A 16679-nucleotide genomic window follows, 5' to 3' on the forward strand; every position below is an offset into this window, starting at 1 on the left:
CCCTCTTCTGGCTCGGAGCGGGGCTCCTACTGCTGCCGGCCGTGCGACGACGTGTGCGGCCAGTCAGGTCGCCGATCTTGGGTTAAGATGCGAACATGGGATTAAGCGGCGGCGAGGCTCATAGCACCGCTGTTCTTGAAACTGACAATCTCTGCAAGTCGTTTGGCCGCGGGGCCACCGCGACGCCAGTTCTCAAAAACATCAATGTGCAAATATTTCGGGGCGAGTTCGTGGCGTTGGTGGGACCTTCGGGTGCGGGCAAGTCGACATTGCTGAGCATTCTAGGATTGCTGGAGACTCCGACGAGCGGTGATGTTCGGGTCAACCAGAAGAGTGTGGCCAGGCTGTCTCGCGGGCAGTTGGCCCGCATCCGCGGTCGCACAATAGGGTACGTATTCCAGTCGTTGAATCTGCTCGCCGGGCTAACCATTGCCCAGAATGTAATGCTTTCCGGTTTGTTGTCCGGTGAGTCTGGTCGGGATCGGTATGACCGGGCGATCAGATTGTTGGATCAGTTCGGTGTCGCCCGTTTGGCCGACCGGCTGCCCGCGGAGTTGTCCGGTGGTGAGCAGCAGCGGGTGGCGATCGCGCGAGCCTTGTTCGCGACGCCGGATGTGATTCTCGCCGACGAGCCCACGGGCCATTTAGATACCAAGAACAGCAGTAAGGTCGTCGATGCCCTCGAAAGCCTCAATAGGTCAGGTCAAACAATTGTCCTGGTCACGCATAATCGGTCGATCGCCGCAGAAGTCCCTCGGGTCATTTCGCTTCTCGACGGTCGCATAGAAACAGACAGCAGCGCAATACAGGAGTAGCACCAGATGGCGCTTCGGCGTTTAGCCGCGACACTCGGCGTTCTGCGCACCGTCAATGTCCGGGCTATCCGGCAACATAAACTGCGTGCGCTACTGGCGGCCATTTCCCTCGGCGGTGGGGTGGCCGTTGCTGTCGCCGCGATGATCGAAACCACCAGCGTCCGCAGCGCTATGGACGATGTGGGTAACCAAATTGCCGGTCCCACGCCGTTACGCATCGTTGGCGCCGCGACCCGGGGCGGCATCGACCCGGGGGTTATCAACACTGCCAGCCATGTGCCAGGCGTGTTGGCGACAGTGCCCGTCATCCGAGCCGTGACGTTGCTACGCAACCGTGACCACGAAACATACGTGCTGGCCATGGGAATCGACTGTTCGGCCGTGTGGATTGTCGATGCGACGGTATGCCCACCCGGCCAACGAGAACCACCGATGTTGGCTACCTCGACCACACTCGGCAGCTCATTGAGCCCTTCCGCAACACTGGCGACTGACGCAGGGCAGCTGTCGATGCCAACGCTTCAGCAAGTCCCAAAGTTGGATAGCGTCAACAACGGGCGCGTTGTGGTGTTGCCATTAAGCACAGCACAGGCACAATTCGCGCGATCCGACCGGGTCGACATCCTCTACGTGGGAGTGGCCGACAACGCGAGCGCTTCGACGGTACGTGCAAGCTTAATCGACGCACTAGGGCCTGGGTTTGGCGTCCTCACTCGCCGCGACCGGGCCGGGGGATTCGACCCCAACACCCTACTTCTTCCGCTGCTGGGGATCTTTGCGCTCGTCGCGGTCGGGGTAGGCGTCATCCTAATCGCCCAAGTCACCCGACTGTCCGTCGAGGAACGGCGACGCGACATCGCGATCGCCGCCGCCCTGGGCGCAACGCCGCTATCGACCATCATCGGGTTCCTTGCAGAAGCTGCCCTGCTGGGAGCGGCCGGCTCGGTCATCGGGATTCTCACCGGCATAATCCTCGCAAGGCCAGTCGTTGCGAGCGCCAGTGAGCTGACCCAATTGTTCGTTGGTGTCGATGTCCCGGTAGTGGTCAAACCGAGTATCATTGTGGTCGGATTGGGAATGGGGGTGCTCCTCGCGGTTCTTGCGGCCCTAGCCCCCAGCCTGTCAGCGTCGAAAACAGCGATTGCGGCAGAACTCTCGGGCCGAGCCAGCGAAGAGTCCACCACAGCGCGAAGCATCTGGCCCAAAGCGGTGGCGATGCTGGCCATCGGTTTTGGCGGAGTCATCTCCGCGAGGCTGGCTACCAAATCGGGCGGCCTCGAGCCCTGGCAGGCTGCGGTTGCCAACGTCGCGGTCATTGTCGCCTTGGTCGGATTGCTCGGGGCCGCAGCATATCTGAGCGCACAGGCGATCACCTCCATCCGGGCCCGGCCTGACCGAGCGCACAGGGCAACGCTCACTGTGGCGCTCGGGGGACTCCGAGCCAGTGGATCACGAACAACCGCCATCACAGGCGCTGTCGCAGTACCCGTAGCTACCGCGATACTGCTATCCGGATTCCTTGTCGCAATCGATCGCAACGTCAGCGACGTAGCTCAATCACAGGCACAGGGACGTCTGGTGCTCACTACCACGGGATTCACCGACTATGGGTCGATGGATGCCAAATTCTCCCCTGGCAACGTAGCCACGCTGGCGTCCTTACCGGGGGTTGACACCCTGGAGCGAATAGCAGAAATCGAGACCATGCTTGCGAATGGATCATCGGCTTTTATACGAGCTGAGGATCGGCCGACCTTTCCTTTCCCGGTGCTCGCCGGGCAAGCCCCACAGGTGAGCATTGACGCAGATCAACTGGTCATCGGCAACACACTCGCCCGGGAGAACGGTCTTCGCGTCGGCGACACGCTCCTTCTCGGAAGCGGACCAAACGCTCGTAAAATGACCATCGGTACGATTCTGGCGACCCCTGAAGTGGGCGGTCGGAGGATACAAATGCCATATCGCCTTGCCGACCAGCTTTTCGGTCCTCAGCCGGCGAGTTTGGTTTTTCTCAAACCGACGGCAGGATTTCCACTTGACCGGATTTCCGCAGAGATTAGCGCCAGTGATTTGAACCAGCCTGTCAAGGTGACGGACGCAGCGGGGTATCGAAGTGCCGTCGTCAGCGGTGAGGATCGATATCTCAAACCATTGGACACGCTAAAATACGGCCTGCTCGCCATCGCTTTCGTATCGATGTCCGGGACCCTGATACTTGTCGCGATACAGCGTCGACGCGAGTTAGCTCTGCTACAGGCGCTTGGGGCTACCCGATTCAAGGTCTTCGCAATAGTAACTTTCGATGCCGTCATCGCGAGCGCGGCGGGCGCCCTATTCAGCGCAGCGCTCTCCATGGGAATCATCGAAGCGGTTCGACGAGCTGCAATCGTCGATGTGGGTTCCGCTACGCCGTTTATATTCCCATTGTCAGAAGCAATAAGATACGCGGCACTTGCCGCGATGGTTGCGACACTCGCGGCGGTCGTCCCCGCGTGGAGAAGCACTCGGGAAGCACCGGCGACGCTGCTGCGGGATGAATAGCCGGTGCGTTGGGCAAACAACCCTGGGCACTGGTATCAGAAGCGGTAGGTGGTGCAGCCGACCTGTAGGCCCGAGCCGACGCTCACGATCAAGCCGACGTCGCCCGAACTGAGCCGCGTGTGCCGCCAGGCATGCTCCAGCGCATACGGCACGGAAGAGGTGAAAAGGTCGGCCTCGGCGGCGACATCGACGAACCGCGAGCTCGGGATGCCGATGCGCGCGGCCAGTTCCGCACGGCCCGCGGCGGACAGGTATGGGGGGAACACGAGAGCGATTTCGGAACGGCCCAGTCCCTCCAACTTCAACAGTTCCTCGACAGCAGCGGGGATCGTGTCCAGGTAGTGGGCTTCAAGGTTTGGATCGCGATCGATCTGTAGCCAGCTCTGTCCATCTCGGTGCTGGACGTACGTGGACAGTGCCCGCCCGTACTCGGGATGGTGGTGGAACACGAACTGGCCGAAGCCCGTTGTGCCGTCGGTCCTACCCAGGATCACAGCCGACCCCGTCTCGGCGATGCCATACAACGGCCGCCCGCTGTCAGCAGTGTTGTTTTCCACCTCGGATGCCACAACCATCGCGTGCTCGGCCTTTCCCGCGCCGATCATCTGGGTGGCGACATGGCAGGCGTTGAGGAAGCCGAGCGCGCCATTGAGCACATCGAAGGCAAGAGTCTTGGGGTCGTCCGGAGATTCCAGGTCGTCATTCACCCCCAACTCGCCGGCGACGAGCGCGGCGATGGCCGGTTCGCAGATGAAGTCGTCCCGGTACACCCCGGCGTGAATGATCAGGCCGAGCGAGGCCCGGTCGAGCCCACTGTGGTCGAGGCAAGCCGTGGCGGCCTGCACCGCGAGGTCGACCGCGCGTCGAGGACCGGACTGCTCGGCTTGCGCGGTGCCGGCACCTTCGATGCGGACGCGGTGCGTAACTGGTCGCTCGGTGGAGCGCAAGCCTGTCGAGCGCCTGCCGCCGCGGTGGCCATTGGACCCGCGGCGCAGCCGGTCGGGCAAGTCGTCGAAGGTGTAGAGCGCGGCGCCAACGGTTTGGCCGGAGCCGCTGATGCCGAAGACCACGTTGTCTCCGGACTGGATCCGGTTGCCCCGGATGTGGTCGCTGAGCGCGACAAAATGTGTCGTGCTGGCGGTGTTTCCCCGCTCGGCCAGGTTGGAAATGATGTTGCCCGGATGGGCGACGGTGTGTCCAAACATCCGGTTCACCGCGAATACCGCGTCGTTGAGCGATGCTTCCGAGGTCTGATGCATGACAATGTGATCGCAGTGCTCGGGCCGCCACCCGTGCCGGGTCATCACCGCGGTGACGTATGGCACGCAACGCTTGACCGCCGCCGCCGTTGCGGCGATGGAGTCGCAGAGCATGATCGCGCCGCCGTGCGGCCCGTTGGTCGCCTTGGCCACGCACAGGCTGCTGTACCGGCTGAGCGTGGCCAGATCGATGTCGTGGAAGCCGACCCGGCCGTTGGCGCCGCGCTCCAGAATCACCGCGGCGCCGGCATCACCCAGGGTCAGGCAAGCCAGCCGCGCGTCCATCGGACCCGCGATTTCCTTCTGCGCGGTGTCGGTGAGGTGGGTGATGTATTCGCCGCTGACCACCATCACGCGCTGGACCAGCCCGGTCTTAAGGAATGCGTCGGCCACGGTGATGCCGGTGAACATCCCGGCGCACGCGTTGGTGATGTCAAAAGCAAGCGCGTTGGCCAGGCCGCACTGATCCCGTAACCGGGCCGCGGTGCTGGGCTCGAAGACAAATTTGTGCCCGGGCCCGTCGTAGCGGGAGATGTTGCAGGAGATGACCAGATCGATCTCGTCGGGTCCGTAGCTTGACCGGGCCAGGCAGTCAACCGCCGCCTGCCGGGCGAGGTCGATCGAGAACTCGCCGTGCCCGGCCACCCGCCGGTGCTTGATGCCGGTCAGGCGTTCCAACGGGATGCCGATGTCGTTGGCGCATCCGGCGAGGACGTTCTCGGTCGAAACCACGTCTGCGGGCAGGTAGGCGCCGATGCTTTCGATCACGGTGTTTCGCGGCTCCTGGCCGTTCGTGTGCACCGGCACAACAGGATCGAGCTCGGCGAGACACTCCTTCGCTGCGCGCGATGTGATGACTTGACTTCCGTTCACGCGTTCCGTGGTGTCCCCGAGATCCGGAGCGTCCTCGGCAGCCTGGCGGTATTCGGCGGCCAGCTCGGCGACCGTGCTGAACAAGAACACTGACTTCGGTTTCAGCGGCAGGCCGGCTTCGTTGGCTTTGACCGTGACCTCCAGGCTGTGGGTCGAGCAGCCACCGAGCGCGAAGAAGTCGTCGTGAACGCCAACGCGTTCCACTTCGAGCACCTGGCGCCAGATCTCCGTGAGGATTTTCTCGGCGTGGGTGCGTGGGGCGACGAAGGTCGGCTCCTGCACCGACGCCGCTTCGTCCCCCGCCGCCAAGGCCCGACGGTCGACCTTTCCGCTCGACGTGCGCGGCAGTGCCTCGGTCACGCAGAAGACGGCCGGCACCATCGCCGCGGGAAGCCAATCGAGCAGGAAGCGGCGCAGCTCGGCGGTGGTGGGCGCGGGTTCGCCGGGCGCCACGACATAGGCGACCAGCCGGGTGTTCCCACGGCCGTCGTTGCCGGCGATCACCGCGTTCTCCCGAACCCTGGGGTGTTTGTCCAGTGCAGCCTCAATCTCACTCGGCTCGATCCGCACGCCGTGGATCTCCACCTGGTCATCGAGGCGTCCCAGATACTCGATGTTGCCTTCAGGCAGGTAGCGCGCCAAATCGCCGGTGCGGTACAGCAATTCGGTGGGTTCGTCGGCGAACGGGTCGGCGATGAATCTGGCTGCCGTCGGGTCGGGTTGGTTGAGGTAGCCGCCGCCCACGCCGACCCCGCCGATGAACAGCTCACCCGGCACACCCACCGGCACTGGTCGGAGATGGCCATCCAGGAGATGGACGCGGACGTTGGCGAGCGGTCGCCCGATCGGGACCGGGGGGCCGAAGGCACCAGCCTTGCAGTGGAAAGCGGTCGCGGTGATCGCGGTCTCGGCGGGGCCGTACTCGTTCCACAGCTCTGCGTCCAGCATGGCCAGGAAGCGCTGAGTGAGTTCGTACGGCAGCACTTCGCCGCCGCACGACACCCTGCGCAGCCCGACGCAGGCGGTCACCGTCGGCTCGGCAAGGAAGGCGCGCAGAATCGACGGCACGAAATGCACCACCTGGGTGACGGACTGCTCGGCGATGGTGCGAACAAGGTAGGCGGGGTCCTTGTGGCCCTCGGGTTTCGCGATGACAAGCTGTGCCCCGACGATCAACGGCAAGAAGATCTCCGCCACCGAGGCGTCGAAGGTCACCGGCGTGTGGTGAAGCACCCGGTCGTCAACGGTGAGCCGGTAGGTTGCCTGCATCCACAGCAGGTAGTTGCGGATCCCGGCGTGGGTGTTGATCGCCGCCTTCGGGACACCCGTGGAGCCGGAGGTGTGGATGACATAGGCGGGGCTGGCCGAGGTCGTGCCGACAACGGCGGCGACGGCGTCCTCTGCCATCGGTGTCGACGGCGCGTCGAGGCACAGCCGGTGACCGGAAAACCCTTGCAGCCGTTGCAGATGCCGCTGGTGCGTAACGCAGACGGGCACGCCGGCGTCGGTCATCATGGCGGCAATGCGGTTTGTCGGTTGCGCCGGGTCCAGCGGCATGAACGCGCCACCCGCCTTGAGCACACCCAGTAACGCCACGACCAGGTCTTCTGAGCGGTCGAGGAGCACAGCAACGATGCTGTGGAGTCCGACACGCAGGCGCTGCAGCCGATGGGCTAGCGCATCCGCGCGCCGGTCGAGCTCCGTGTAGGTCATCTCGCGGTCGTCAAACCACACCGCGATCGCATCCGGGCGTCGTTGAGCCGTCTTCGCCACCATCTCGTGAACACAATCAGGCGCCTCGTAGCGGACCCGGGTTTCATTCCACGCCGCCTGCTCAAGGCGCTCCGCTTCGGTGAGCACCGGCAGCTCCGACAGGCGTCTGTCGGCGTCGGTGGCGATGGCGCCCAGCAGCGTCACAAAGTGCCCGGCCATCCGCTCGATCGTCGCCTGATCGAAAATGTCCGTGTTGTACTGCAATTCGCAAGTGAACTGCCCGTCGGAATCGGCCACTTGCATCATCAAGTCCAGGGGCGCACCGCCCTGACCGATGTGGATCGTGCTCAGGTCCAGCGTGCCGGGGCTTCCGGCCGCGGCTGTTCCGCCCGGCCCGTCCTGGAAGCGACGCGGCTGTTCCCAGGCGAACGAGACCTGGAAGAGCGGTGTATGGCTCAGGTCACGGGCCGGCCGGAGCCGCTCGACGAGCAGCGCGAAGGGGTAGTCCGAATGCGCGAGCGCCGCCAGCACCGTGTCCTTGACGCGACCCAGCAATGACGTGAACGTCGGGTCGCCGTGCAGGTCGGCGCGAAGAACTACCGGGTTGGCTATGTAGCCAACCAGGCCCTCCAGCCCTGGCCGGTCGCGGCAGCCGAATGGTGAACCGATCGGGAGGTCGTCCTGGCCGCCGTAGCGGTGCAGCAGCGTTGCGTACGCCGCCAGGAACGTCATGTACGGCGTCGTGCCGGCGCTCCGGCCTACCTCCCTGACCCAGGTGCCCAGCCGGCCGTCGAGGGTGAAGCGATGCACCGCGCCGCGATAGGTCTGAGCCGCCGGTCGTGGCCGGTCGATGGGTAACTGGACGCTCGGGATGTCACCGGACAACTGCCGGCGCCAGTAATTCCAGAGGCGTTCCCCCTCCGCACCAGAGAGCATCTGGATCTGCCAGTCCACGTAGTCGACGTAGCGCTCCGGGCAGGGCGGCGGCGGATCTGAGCCGTGTTCTGCGGCGTACAGCAGGCGCAGCTCATCGAGAATGACGTCGATGGACCAGAAGTCGACGGCGATGTGATGCACCACCAGGACCAGGACATGCTCGCTGGGTGTGCGCCGGAGCAGGCTGAGCCGGAGCACCGGACCGGTTTGTAGGTCGAACGGACGATTGGACTCCCGACGTAGCCATTCGTGCAGCTGCGGCTCGTCGGGACCCACGTCGTGGCAGGCGATCCGCACCGGCCACCGCGGATGAACGAGCTGAACCGGCTGGCCGTCGTGTACGGCGTAGGTAGTGCGCAGTATCGGGTGCCCCTCGACAAGCGCCTGAGCGGCGCGTTCCAGCGCCGACGCATCGACGTCACCCGTGATCCGCCCGGCATAGGTGATGGTGTAGGCAGGGCTAGCCGGTGCGAGTTTATGGAGGAACCACAGGGACCGTTGTCCGTACGACAACGGATGCACCGAGGCCGAAACGTCCGCCTGCGGCTTGTCCGGCGGCGTTTCGCGCGTGTCGGCCGCCGGGGTCGGATCGGGCCTGGCTGGATCGACGCCGTCAAGGCGGTCGCCAAGCCGGGCGGCGAGCTGTGTAATGGTTGGTCCATTCAGCAGCACAATGACCGGCACGACGATGCCCAAGTCACGCTCGATCTGGGTACGCAGCTCCGTCGCGATCAGCGAGTCGACGCCGAGATGGTTGAGGGGCAGTTTGATGTCCAGCCGCGACGGTGCCAGACCGAGTTTGCCGGCTGCTTGATCGCGCAGGTAGGACTCGAGCAGCCGCTGGCGCTCGGCCGGGTCCGCGCGGCGCACCTCGTCATTGAGGTGAGCTCCCGGTGCAAGCGCGCCGCCCGTCGCCGGCGTTTCGTCCAACGACTCGGGACCGAGGTGCGCAAGCAGAGGTGGATCCACGCCCGGGCTGCGCCACTGGGCCCAGTTGGCCCGCAGGACGGTAACCTGCGTGGCGGACCCCCGAAGCAGGTGCGACAGCGCCTGGACACCGTCGGCGGCCGGCATCGGCTCGACGCCGTGCTCGATGAGGTGACGCAGTTGTTCGGGCTGAGTGGCGAAACCAACCCCGGCCCACGGTCCCCAGTCGATGCTCAACGCCGGGCGACCCTCCGCGCGCCGATGCCACGCCAACGCGTCCAGGAACGCGTTCGCCGCCGCGTAGTGCGCCTGACCCGGCGAACCCAGCACCGACGCAGCCGACGAGAAGAGCACGAAGAAGTCCAGCGCCGCGTCTCGGGTCAGCGCGTGCAGGTTCCAGGCGCCCTCGACCTTAGGGGCCATGACGTCGCGTAGGCGGCTCCCGTCGAGGCGCGCAATGATGCCGTCGTCGAGGATCCCCGCCGCGTGCACCACCCCACGAAGCGGCGGCATGGATGCGCGGATTGAGCCGAGCACGGCCGCGACCTCGTCCGCGCTGGCGACGTCCCCGCGCGCAACGACGACCTCACTGCCGGCCGCTCGCAGCGCGTCGAGGGTCGCCAGCGCGGACTCCGAGGCGGGGCCACGCCCCATCAGCACCAGATGCCGGGCGCCCTGGTCGACCATCCACGTGGCAACGGCACGGCCGAGCCCGCCAAGCCCGCCGGTGATCAGATACGTGGCGTCGGCTACTAACCCGACCGGGGCGTCGGCAGGGTGGACGAGTGGTGGCGCCCCGTCGTCCAGCGACACGACGACCTTGCCGATTTGTTTGCCCTGCGCGAGGCACCGAACGGCTGCGGCGGTCTGGCCAACGGCGAACGTACGCACCGGCAGTGGCTGCAATGCGCCCTGCCCGACGCACGCCACGATCCGGCGCAACAGGGCGCCGACATAATCGGGACGAACGATGACAAGTTGTGCCAGATCGACGACCATGTAGGACGCGTTTTGCCGCAGCTGCCACAGGCGTAGCCGGCCATGCCCGTAGACGTCGCGCTTCCCGATCTCCAGGAAGCGGCCAAACGGTCTCAGGACCGTCAGACTCTCGGCGATCGCCTCCCCCGTCAGCGAATTGAGCACCACATCCACGCCCTCGCCCCCGGTGGCGCTGAGTACCGCATCGGCGAACCCGGGGGAACGTGAGTTCCAGACGTGCTCGACGCCCAGTGCACGCAGGTGATCTCGCTTCTCCGGGGTGCCGGCGGTGGCGTACGCCGTCGCGCCGAGCCAGCGGGCGACTTGGACCGCCGCAAGGCCGACACCGCCGGCCGCGGAATGGATGAGGACGCGCTCCCCGCGGCGCAGCCGTGCCTGTTCATGAAGTGCGTAGTAGGCCGTCAGGTATGCGATCGGCAGCGAGGCCGCTGCCTGGAAACTCAGCTGCGCCGGCATCACGGCCACCAGGCACGCAGGAGTAGTCACGAACGAGCCGACGCCGTCCATCGCCAACGCGATGACAGCGTCCCCCACCCGAAACTCGTCGACACCGTCGCCGACGGCGGTGACAGTGCCGGCGCATTCGATCCCCACCCGCACCGGCCCGTCAACCTGACCGGGATACACGCCTAGGGCCCGCATCACGTCCATGAAGTTGAGCCCGGCGGCGTGCACACGGATCTCGACCTCGTCCGACCTCGGCACCCGTCGGATGGCGGCCCAGGCGCGAATATCGTCGAGCACGCCCGGCGCCGGATACACCATCCGGAACGGGGTACCGGGCGCTGGGGGCTGGGCCGGCGCGGGCGGACGTAGCGGGTGAACAGTGTTGTCGTGGCGGGCCAGTCGCGCGACGTAGCGCAGGCTGCCACGCAGCGCCACGTCGGGCTCGGGGCCATCGGCCCACAACCTGTCGAACAGGCCCCGAAGCTCTTCGGGCCCTCCGTCCGTCGACAGGTCGACTCGCGAACAGCGCAGCTCGGGGTGCTCGTGTTCGATGCTGCGGCCCATCCCCCACAACGGCGCCTGGGCGATTGACACGGGCGCGAGGGCGGCGCCGGCCGCCTGCGCCCCCCTTGTCACCAGCCACAGGCGCGGGGTATCCGGCCAGTCGATGAGCGTCAGCGCCTGCGCGAGGTGCAACACGCTCAACGTGCCCAGCACCCTCGCCGACTCCAGCGACTCGGTCGACGTCTCCCCCGGTGCCGCTGCCAGCAGGCTCCACAGGTGCGCTACCCCACGGCAGGGTGGCCGGTTGGCCGCGAAGGCTTCGTCGAGGAGTCGGCGAAAGTGCTGCGGCTGCTTCGGATCGAGGCGGTATGCGCCCGGTCCGATGCTTGCAAAGGCTGTGCCCGGCTCGACTAGCACGCACGTCTGAGAATGCCGCTCGAGGTGATCGCGCAGTATGTCCGAGGTGGCGCTGCCGTCGCTGAAGATCAGCCAGCTTCCCGCTTCGACCGGCCGGCTTGGAGCGTCGTCCGGCGGGGTTTGTGTCGCGAGCTGCCACCGCAGCTCGTAGATCCGGTCGTGCAGATCCGATGCTTGTTTGGCCGGCGTATCCCCTGCGACGCGTTGCAGACGCAGCCCCCGGACCGACAGCACCACCTGCCCGTCCTCGCGTAGCAAAAACACGTCGCCTTCGACGATGTTCGGCTCGGGGTCGGGCACCGGGCGAAGCACCGCATGGCACCACACCCCACCATGGGAAGTTTCTTGACTGCGCAGTTCGGCCACACCCACCAGCAGGTACGTACCGCCCGCGGTGCCGGTGCGTGCGGGAAGCGTCGCGGCCAGGACCTGGAAGCAGCAATCCAGGACTTGGGCGTTGAAGTCGTGGTCGGCTGTGTCGTCATGGTCGGCCGTGTTGTCATGGTCGGCTGTGGAGCCGCCCGGCCCCGGTGGCGTCAGCCGGGCGATCGCCTCTCCGTCGCGGCGCCGGATTTCTTCCACCGCCTGAAAGCCTGGCCCGTACTGAAGGCCGTGGTCTGCTAGGAGGTGGTAGAACGACCGCGCGGGGATCCCGTCGGGACAGTCGTTCCGGATTTCTTCGGGGACATGCCGTTCGGCGTCGGCCGCGTTCGGCTCACAGGTAGCGACGGTGCCACTTGCGAGCAGCAACCATCCCGACGATCCCGGGTATCCAGGCGATCCTGGCGGGCCTGGCGTGCCGATATCCGGGGTGTGGCACTCGAAGAAAACCGTGCCCAGCGGATCCCCGCGGAGTACGACCTGCACCGTGCGCGGCTGCGCGTCGGTGAGCGTGAGCGTCCGGTGGAAGACGACGTCTCGGAGCAGGCGCCCCGCTTCGCCGAAGGCCACCGCGGCCGCGGATAGGGCGAGCTTGATGAGAACCGCCGCCGGGAGGACTACCGAACCATTGACGCGGTGATCCGTCAAATCCGGCATCAGCTCGGTGCCGATGTCGATTTCGCAGAACACCGTCTGCGGGTCTACGGACGAGCGCAGCGGCCCACGCCAGGGCAGCCGGCCGGATGATGTGGCTTGGCGGGCCACCGCATCGCTCGCGGTGGTCGTGTCCGGCCAGAACCGACGACGCTGCCACGGGTAGGTGGGCGCCGCCACACATCGGCCACCCCGGGGACGCAGCTGCTCCCATGCAACAGGCTGCCCACGGGTGTACAGCGTGCCGAGCGACCTGAGCAGGGTGGCGCGTCCTCCGTCATCACGGCACATCGACAGCAGCAACGTGCAATCGCGGCCGATGTCCTCCGCGTCCTCTCGCACCGCGCTCAGCAGGATCGGATGCGGGCTGACCTCCAGGAACGTGTCATGGCCGAGGTTGATTAGCCGCCGCAGTGCCGCCGAGAAGCGCACCGGCGAGCAGAGGTTCTCCACCCAGTAGGCGTCGTCGAGCGGCCCGTCGGCCAGCAGGTCGCAGGTCACCGTGGAATACATGGGTATCCCGCCAGCCGCCGGCCGCAGCCCGGCGAGGGCGTCTTTCAGCTCGGCGCGCAGCGGGTCCATCTGCGGGCCATGGGAGGCCACGTCGACCTTCACCCAGCGACAGAACCGACCCTGATGCTCGAGCTTTGTCATCAGGCCGGCCAACACCGCTGGATCGCCGGACATCACCATCGATCGATGGCTGTTGATCGCCGCGACCACGACTCGGCCCTGTTGGCCGGCGATGAGCTCCTGCGCCTCCGCAAGGGAGAGCTCGGCGGCCAGCATGGCCCCTTGGCCACGCGCTCGCCGGAGGACCCGGGCCCGTGCACAGATCACCTGTGCGGCGTCTTCCAGGCTCAGAGCGCCCGCGACGTGAGCCGCCGCCACCTCACCTAAGCTGTGGCCTATCACGGCCGCTGGCTCGACCCCCCACGACCGCCACAGTGCGGCCAGCGCCACTTGAACCGCGAAGATCGCGGGCTGGATCACGCCGATGTCGCCCAGCCAGGAATCGCCATCGTCGGCACCGTCGGCATCGTCGGCGGGAAGTTCGGCGAGCACCGATCGGTCCAGGTGGGGGCGCATGGTGTGGTCGCACATGTCCAGCGCATCCCGGAACGCCGGCTCCTGCGCATACAACCGCTGTCCCATGCCGAACCACTGCGAGCCCTGGCCGGAGAAGACGAACACCACGCCGGGTCGCTGGCTGGGACGGCAATGTCCGGAGGAGAGTCCGGGGTCAGGCAAACCCTGTCGGTACGCGGCGAGAGACTCTGACAACTCCGCGGGCGAGCCGCCGACCACGGCCAGCCGATGATCGTGGTGGCCGCGCCGCGCGCCCGCGGTGTAACACAGATCGGCAAGCGGCGCCCCGGCCGTGAGGGCCTCCTCATACCGGCCGGCCAGTGCGGCCAGGGCCTCGGGTGATCGGGCGGACAACGGAAGGAGCTCCACGCGATCCTCCGCGTCGTCTCCGGGTTGGGTGACTCGGGTCTCCGGCGCCTCCGTTAAGACGACATGTGCATTGGCGCCGCCGAAGCCGAACGCGCTGACTCCCGCGACCGCTCGGCCGCCGGTCTCTGGCCACGGAGTGAGGGTGTTCGCGACGCGCAATGGCAGGCTGTCGAATCGGATATTAGGGTTGGGCTCGGTGAAGTTCACGCTCGGCGGAATCATCCGGTGGCGAAGGGCCAGCGCTACTTTGATGAGCCCGGCCACACCGGCCGCCGCCTCCAGGTGGCCGATGTTCGTCTTGACCGAGCCGATCAGGCACCGGCTGCCCGGCGCGCGGCCCTCCGCCAGAACCGTGCCGAGCGCTTTCGCCTCGATCGCGTCGCCCAGGGACGTGCCCGAGCCGTGCGCTTCGACGTACTCGACCACACCCGGCGACAGATCCGCACGGCGATAGGCCTCGGCCAAAACGGCCTCCTGCGACTGCCGGCTCGGCGCCATCAACCCATTGGTCCGACCGTCTTGGTTGATAGCGCTGCCCCGGATGACCGCATAGATCGGGTCACCGTCGGCCAATGCCTGACTCAACGGTTTGAGCACGACGATCCCGGCGCCTTCGCCTCGCACGTATCCGTCCGCCCGGGCGTCGAACGTCTTGCAGCGGCCGTCGGCTGCCATCACGCCGGCCTTGCTGAAGTTAATAGACAGCCCCGGCGACAGGATGACGTTCGCGCCGCCGGCGAGGGCGAGCGTGCAATCGCCCTCCCGCAGGCTGCGACATGCCAGGTGGATGGCCACCAACGACGAAGAGCAGGCGGTGTCGACCGCCATGCTCGGTCCGCGAAAGTCGTACAGGTACGAGAGTCGGTTGGCGGCGATGCTCAGCGCGGCTCCGGTACCGCTGTAGGCGTCGACATCCGCAAGCCGGCCAAACTGAAGGTGTCCGTACTCGTTTGTAGAGATCCCGATGAACACACCGGTCCGGCTGCCCTCGAGCCGCTCCGGCACCTGCCCGGCGTCCTCCAACGCCTCCCACGCCACCTCCAGCAGCAGGCGTTGTTGTGGGTCCATGCGGGCCGACTCTCTCGGCGAGATGCCGAAAAACTCCGGGTCGAATTGGTCCACCTGATCGAGGAACCCGCCCAAACGGGTTGCCGTCGTCGTCACATCCGGGCGATAGAAGGCCTGCGCGCCCCAGCGGTCCGGCGAGATCTCGGTGATGGCGTCGACCCCGTCTGCGAGGAGCCGCCAAAACGCCGCCGGCCCGTCAGCGGCCGGAAAGCGACAGCCGATGCCGACGATCGCGATCGGCTCATCCACGCTTTCGGCTTTGGCGCCAACGGTTTCGGCAGCCGCAGCGGTGCGTCCGTCGGCGAGTCGGTCCTCGGCGGGTGTGTCCTCGGCTCTGTCCTGGGCCAAAAATTCGGAAATGAGGTCGATCGTTGGGTACTCGTACGCGAGGGTGGGCGAGAGCTCGCGGCCCAGCCAGGTTTGCAGCGCGGCGGTCAGCCGGATGGCATGGACCGAGTCAAGACCGTAATTGGCGAACTGCACGGAGGTCTCGATCTCCGTTGGTAAGAGGCCGAGTTCGGAAGACAGCTGCGAGACGAACCAAGCCGCGATTTCCTCCGCGCGCTGCCCGGCGCGCCCCGGTGCCGAGTTGTCAGGCAGTGCGTTGTCAGGCAGTGTGGCCGGCTGGGGATCGCTAGCAGGAGGCTGGCGCCACTCGGCGAACACCTCGAGGGCGCCGTCAAGAAACCTCTCCCGGCACCTGCTGTGCCGGATTTTGCCACTCGACGTCGTCGGGATCCGTGACGGTTCGACCAAAACGACGGCGTGCGGCTGGATCCCGTGGTGCTCGCTGATCGAGGCGCGGATCGCATCGATGGCCTCGCCGATGTCGACCTCTCGGATCCGATTGCGGTCAACCTCCTGCACCACGACGAGCTGCTCGGCGGATCCCGCTGCCGGAGTGACCGAGAACGCCGCCCCGCGGCCGCGCAGCAGCGCCGGGTGGCTGTCCTGCGCCGTGGCCTCGATGTCTTCGGGGTAGTAGTTACGCCCGCGGATGATGATGAGATCCTTCAGCCGTCCGGTGACGAACAACTCGCCGTCCAGTCGAAAGCCCAAATCCCCTGTGCGCAGGAACGGTCCGCGCCCGGTGTCTGACGATCCACGCCCGGTGTCGGACAGGAACGCCGAGAATGTCTCCACGGTCTCGGCCGGTTTGCGCCAATAGCCGCGCGCGACGCTTCCCCCGGCGAGCCAGATCTCCCCGACCTCGCCGGCCCGGCTCGGCCGCCGCGCCGCAGGGTCCACGATGACGATGTCCTGGCCGTGCTGTACCCGGCCGCAGCCGACGAACGGCGTCGCGGCAGGGTGTTCGGGCGCAACCTGCACCACGCGGTGCTCGCGTAGCGCGATGCCGTCTACGTGTCGCACCACCGGCACGGTGGAATTGGACCCACCCGACACAAGCAACGTCGCCTCGGCCAGGCCATACACCGGATGGAACGTCTCCGGCCGAAAGCCAGCCACGGCGAACGCGTTGGTGAACCGCTGGAGGGTCGCCGTACGCACCGGCTCGGCACCGCACAGTGCCGTCGACCAATTCGACAGATCGAGCGCCGCGCGTTCCTCCTCGCTGCTGTGTTGGATGCAGAGCTCGTAGGCAAAGTTCGGCGCGGCTGTGATCGTTGCGCCGTGTCGGGAAATGGCCTCCAGCCAACGCATCGGGCGTTCAATGAAAGCCTCCGGC

3 protein-coding genes are annotated in these 16679 nt (G+C 66.4%); 2 read left to right on the top strand and 1 reads right to left on the bottom strand.

Annotation, left to right across the window (positions count from 1 at the left end; translation table 11 throughout):
• Window positions 1-95: 95 nt before the first annotated feature.
• Both ACLQI9_RS09475 and ACLQI9_RS09480 read left to right on the top strand, forming a co-directional pair.
• Window positions 96-815: an ABC transporter ATP-binding protein gene (locus ACLQI9_RS09475; protein ID WP_442378671.1), complete on the top strand. Its 720-nt coding sequence runs from the start codon at window positions 96-98 to the stop codon at window positions 813-815.
• A gap of 315 nt (window positions 816-1130) precedes the next feature.
• The gene (locus ACLQI9_RS09480; RefSeq protein ID WP_442378681.1) at window positions 1131-3356 is read left to right on the top strand and encodes an ABC transporter permease; all 2226 of its coding nucleotides are present in this window, start codon (window positions 1131-1133) and stop codon (window positions 3354-3356) included.
• Between the two features lie 35 nt (window positions 3357-3391).
• On the opposite strand, the gene ACLQI9_RS09485 is transcribed toward ACLQI9_RS09480, so the two are convergent.
• On the bottom strand, window positions 3392-16654 hold the full coding sequence (locus ACLQI9_RS09485) for an amino acid adenylation domain-containing protein (RefSeq protein WP_442391556.1): 13263 nt from the start codon (window positions 16652-16654) through the stop codon (window positions 3392-3394).
• Between the last annotated feature and the right edge of the window lie 25 nt (window positions 16655-16679).

The sequence above is a fragment of the Mycobacterium sp. genome (genome assembly GCF_052143115.1).
GTDB lineage: Bacteria > Actinomycetota > Actinomycetes > Mycobacteriales > Mycobacteriaceae > Mycobacterium.

Bases quoted from the DNA above. Each gene is read 5' to 3' on its own strand.
- ACLQI9_RS09475 (WP_442378671.1), top strand. From the start codon at position 96: ATGGGATTAAGCGGCGGCGAGGCTCATAGCACCGCTGTTCTTGAAACT.
- ACLQI9_RS09485 (WP_442391556.1), bottom strand. From the start codon at position 16,654: ATGCGTTGGCTGGAGGCCATTTCCCGACACGGCGCAACGATCACAGCC.